At 59.3% G+C, this 4,248-nt stretch carries 6 protein-coding genes; 2 read left to right on the top strand and 4 right to left on the bottom strand.

All coding sequences use genetic code 11. The annotated features are described in order from the left end of the window. Positions 1-64: 64 nt before the first annotated feature. Complete coding sequence (locus tag ACFPLB_RS12295) at positions 65-739, bottom strand: helix-turn-helix domain-containing protein (protein ID WP_378230018.1); 675 nt, start codon at positions 737-739, stop codon at positions 65-67. A gap of 364 nt (positions 740-1,103) precedes the next feature. Next, a complete protein-coding gene (locus tag ACFPLB_RS12290; protein ID WP_378230016.1) occupies positions 1,104-1,400 on the bottom strand; it encodes a hypothetical protein in 297 nt (98 codons plus the stop codon). A 119-nt stretch (positions 1,401-1,519) separates the two neighbouring features. Here ACFPLB_RS12290 and ACFPLB_RS12285 point away from each other — a divergent pair, with 119 nt between their 5' ends. Then, positions 1,520-1,846 (top strand): DUF736 domain-containing protein, encoded by a 327-nt coding sequence (locus tag ACFPLB_RS12285; protein WP_009450558.1) that lies wholly within the window; start codon positions 1,520-1,522, stop codon positions 1,844-1,846. 91 nt (positions 1,847-1,937) lie between these two features. On the opposite strand, the gene ACFPLB_RS12280 is transcribed toward ACFPLB_RS12285, so the two are convergent. Both ACFPLB_RS12280 and ACFPLB_RS12275 read right to left on the bottom strand, forming a co-directional pair. Further along, positions 1,938-3,173, bottom strand: a complete 1,236-nt coding sequence (locus ACFPLB_RS12280) for a type II toxin-antitoxin system HipA family toxin (RefSeq protein WP_378230014.1) — start codon at positions 3,171-3,173, stop codon at positions 1,938-1,940. Next, positions 3,157-3,471 (bottom strand): helix-turn-helix domain-containing protein, encoded by a 315-nt coding sequence (locus tag ACFPLB_RS12275; protein WP_378230012.1) that lies wholly within the window; start codon positions 3,469-3,471, stop codon positions 3,157-3,159. Before ACFPLB_RS12275 ends, ACFPLB_RS12280 begins: the two co-directional genes overlap by 17 nt. Positions 3,472-3,792: 321 nt before the next feature. Here ACFPLB_RS12275 and ACFPLB_RS12270 point away from each other — a divergent pair, with 321 nt between their 5' ends. Then, a complete protein-coding gene (locus ACFPLB_RS12270) occupies positions 3,793-4,059 on the top strand; it encodes a helix-turn-helix domain-containing protein (RefSeq protein WP_378230010.1) in 267 nt (88 codons plus the stop codon). The last annotated feature ends 189 nt before the right edge of the window (positions 4,060-4,248 follow it).

Here is a 4,248-nt window from a genome sequence, read left to right as displayed (position 1 = left end):
AAATTCTCCTCAGACATCTTGCCGAGAAAATTCTACTAATGAAGACCCTTAATTTCAGGGGGGATTACCCCGCCAGTTTCAGATCTCCACCGGAGAGTGCGCTAACAAGCTCAGTGTCCGAAACGTACCCAGCTGCCCCTGGTACTTCTTCCGCTGCGGCGCCGACAAACCATCGTGTATCGACATAGTCTTCAATCTGCGAAGGCAGGCGCCGCATTGCCTCGCTGAACAGATTGCGCGATGTTTCAACCCCTGGATCGGACGTTTCGAGGCCAAAACACTTCCTCAGCTTGCTGGCGCGAGCCTCGTTGTGCCCGCCTTGGAGGCGTGGATCGGTAAGGCGATTGTCAAAGGCGAGCCGAGCTATTTCATCATCCTGATCCGGCACTTTAAGCGCATGTCCTGCGACAATGGCGAATAGCACGGGAGCCAGCTCCATGATCTGTTTCTGGCTGACCCCGTAACGCCAGCGCATCAGTTCATAGGCATTATGGGATGCTACGGACACGTGGGCCTGAATGGAAACTTCCCCCAAACCTTTGTCAGCAAAGAACGGGTCAAAATCCTGGGGTTTGCAGTTGAGGACGCGTGCGACCGCCTCCAAGTCCTTCTGCTTGGGTGGATTAGTTCCAGCCAGCCAGCGACGCACAGTCCGTTTGTGCTTTTTGATCGCCGCAGCGAGTTCATCCGGCTTTGTGCCCTCTTCCTTGAGCTTTTTTTGAGAAGATCTGCCTTGAATGCCATTGGTGTTTCCCTTGCAACTATGCCCTCAAGGTAGGTGTCATTATTTCATATAACAATTTGGCATTTTATGTCCGTACCCTGCTGAGAATCGCTCTTATTCTACGATTATGAGCGAATTTCATGCCTTAAATGACAAAATTGGTGACATTCTGTAGGCTTCGGTCTGTCTCGATAACTGAGCTTGATGGGCGATGATTCGCTGACTGCGTGCTCATGAACCGAAGTCATTCGTGGCAGCAGGACACAGAAGCGGATGCGGATCATCTGCCGCTTTCGACAGGAGGGAGGCGGCGGACGCGTATAATCCCCGGATCGGCCTGAAACCCGAGCGTGGCCGGAAGACTGTATGACGGTCAGTATCAACGCTGACGGGCCGAACCGGGATACCGGCCGATGGCGAGAGAGGCCGGTAAAAGAAACGCGCGCGGCCAGGGACAAGGTCTGACAGACATGCCGGTGTTGCCGGTCTGGTCATCCTGATGCGGCCTCAAGGTTGCCACATCTCCGTTCAGCCCCCGTGCCTCGACCGCTCCAAACGGCCTCTTCAATGGCCTGATCTGGCCGAAGACCAGCGCAAGCGCTTCGACCGCTTCGGCGCAACAGCGTCGTTGGACTTTCTTCCCCTGACGGCAAAGCTGCCATTCCGCGCGGAACAAGAAAGTTCCTCCTGTGCTGTCCAGCCCCGTTCGGGGTGCGCCACCGTTCGTCTCCGGCCGGTCGATCGCCATAGAGGCCGCAATGGTGCGGGCTCGGAAACGGAAAACGGAGACTTAAAATGGCAACCATCGGCACCTTCAAGAAGACCGGCTCGAACGAATTCACCGGCGAAATCGTCACCCTCAGCGTCCAGGCCAAAGGCGTGCGCATCATCCCCGACCTGCGCGCCACCGGCGAGAACGCCCCCAGCCACCGGGTTCTGGTCGGCCGCGCCGAGATTGGTGCCGCCTGGTCCAAGCGCTCCAACGAGGGCCGCGACTATCTGGGTCTCAAGCTGGACGATCCGAGCTTCAACGCCCCGATCTACGCCAACCTCTTCGACGAGGAAGACGGCGAGACCTTCTCGCTCATCTGGTCCCGCCCCAACGGTCGCCGCGGCGACTGACACGGGCACAAGGCCCCGGTCGCAAGGCCGGGGCCTTCCCATGTTTGGCACAATGACCCGTTCGCCCACGGCATTTGCAGGCAAAATCCGCTCAGCCGGCCAGGATCGGAAGCATGGTTTTCACATGGGCGTCGATCCGCTCCAGCACATGCGGGGGAAGGACCTTGCGCTCCGCCAAGGTCCACCACTGCGCATCGATGCGCCCCACTGTTTCGGCGACGGCCTTGAGGACGGCTGGCTCGGGAAGCCGCGCCCGGTTGGCAAAGGCCTTCCAGCGGGCCGGCGTCAGACCCTTGAATGCCCGCTCACCGCCGAGGGACAGCGCCAACCCGTCGGCCGGAATATAGGGAACGGTCGAGAGCATGTCGTAGACCGGCGCAAGGGCGGGTGTGTCGCCATCGCCCGAATAAATCAGTGACCAGTTCTTGAGGTGCATGTCGCCATTGCCCATGACCACCGAGAAGGTCAGCCGCCGAACAAACTCCAGTGCGGCAAAGGGCGAGATCGCCACGCTGAGCACAGATGCGATGTCGTGAGAGGCAGCGCCATCATATTTGCGCGCCGGATACAGGCCAAAGACCTGCGCAAAATCCTCGATATGGATGCGCTGCCCGTTGCTCCCGCGATCGAAGCGCCGGACCAGCAGGACCAGCCCTTCAGCAAGCGTCTCGAACTCTTCGGGAATACCCTCGAATTGGTCGCGGCCGACCAGCTCCCGTTCGGGCACGTCCATGCCGATAGCTTCGGCAAGCGCAAGGTTCGCGAACTCGTTCTCCGACACACCCGGAAAGGCCGTGGACGGGAACTTGGCGATATATTGCCCTTCGCCATCACCGAGTGGCACGGTCAGGCCGCCGCCTTTTCCGGTGTTCTTCATCACCGAGAGTTTCATCTGCACGCCCGCCAGCGAAAAGCGCGCTTTCGGCTTGTCCGGGGATACCGTCGTCGCAGCTCCTGTTCGGTCGCCACTGGGCACGACCCGCACCGCGCCCGGCAGATCCGCACCAAGAGCCGCAAGAAGATCAAAATCATTCCCCGGCCGAACATGAGCGGCGTGGTGTTTTTCCATCGCCTCGCGCAGCCGGTCTTCGGGCAGGAGATTGGCGAAGAAGGGCGGCAACGCGCCTGCGACCGGACGCGGATCCTTGCGCAGTCCTCCCGCGGCGGCCCGCAACGACAAGCTCAGAACCGGATGACCTCCTGTCGCGCGGTACGCCGGGTCAAGACTGAAGGCGTTGAAGTCGCCTGGGGTTCTGACGATCGTGCCAACCTTCACGCTGTTCAGAAACACGTCCAGTGACGCGATGGTTTCAGCGGCGACTATCATCGTTGTCCTCCGGTTGCGGACTGAAGGCGGGGCGATCATCCTCGGTCTCCGGGTGCAAGAGCGCTTCGACTGCCGGCACCATCGCCTGCGGAACGAGCATCATTTCCAGACCAAGTGCTCGGGCAATATTGATCAAGGTCGTGCTGCGCGCTGCCGCTGCCCCGGTTTCAACATCGCGGTAGCGCGGCCGCGATATACCGGCGAGATCCGCCACCTGCCCCTGCGTCAGTCCGGCTGCCAGTCGGGCGCAGCGAAAATGGTCGCCAATCGCTGCCAGAGCTTCTGTCTCTACCTTCATGTGACGCCTTTGCGTACCTTTTGCACATTGTTGATCTGAATACGTATCATGTCTTGGGCAAAAATGCAAAGATTGAGATACGCAAACGCATCATGATTACGGGAGACGGATCGTTTAGGGATCATATGCCTGGCGACCAGCGCCATAACTTAGAAAGGGCGATGTACCCGAACATGCAGACGAATCAGGCGCCCTGCGCGCAGGCGTGTGCAAATAACCTTCTGGCCAGATTCGACGAATTCATGTGGCGGATCAGGCATGGACGACTAAAATAGCCGTAGTTCTGGAATGCGCGCCGGTCGCGATGGGAGGTGATCATGCATGATCACCGCTCGACAGTCGCGGGCCGCACGCGCGTTGCTGGGTTGGACGCAGGAGACGCTCGCTGACAAGGCCCGAATATCGCTGACTGCCCTGAAGCGCCTCGAGTCCGAGAACCGGCTCGAGGTGTATGAGACAACGCGGGATCAGGTACGCCGGGCGCTTGAAGCAGCAGGGGTTGTTCTCTTGTCCACGGAACGCGGGCAAGGAGTGTTGTTGGTTCATGGCCAAGACGAGAAAAGACACCGGCATATCTACGACGGTTGATTGGCGCAGGCGCCATCATCGATCCGCAGCGACGGCCTGTGCCTTACGGCGATCCTCGACATGACATCTTTTGAAGACATTGCTCCCGTCAGCGACGAGCTCACCGAGTATGACCGTGCATGTTGATTGCCGTTGAGATCTGACCCGGGATTTTCACCGAGAATTGACCCGCCTCGTGGATATGATTTG

Source organism: Aquamicrobium segne (genome assembly GCF_042656785.1).
Lineage (GTDB): Bacteria > Pseudomonadota > Alphaproteobacteria > Rhizobiales > Rhizobiaceae > Mesorhizobium > Mesorhizobium segne.
Note: the sequence above shows the minus strand (reverse complement) of the source record. Positions and strands in the feature narration are given on the sequence as shown.

Bases quoted from the DNA above. Each gene is read 5' to 3' on its own strand.
- ACFPLB_RS12285 (WP_009450558.1), top strand. From the start codon at position 1,520: ATGGCAACCATCGGCACCTTCAAGAAGACCGGCTCGAACGAATTCACC.
- ACFPLB_RS12280 (WP_378230014.1), bottom strand. From the start codon at position 3,173: ATGATAGTCGCCGCTGAAACCATCGCGTCACTGGACGTGTTTCTGAAC.
- ACFPLB_RS12275 (WP_378230012.1), bottom strand. From the start codon at position 3,471: ATGAAGGTAGAGACAGAAGCTCTGGCAGCGATTGGCGACCATTTTCGC.
- ACFPLB_RS12270 (WP_378230010.1), top strand. From the start codon at position 3,793: ATGATCACCGCTCGACAGTCGCGGGCCGCACGCGCGTTGCTGGGTTGG.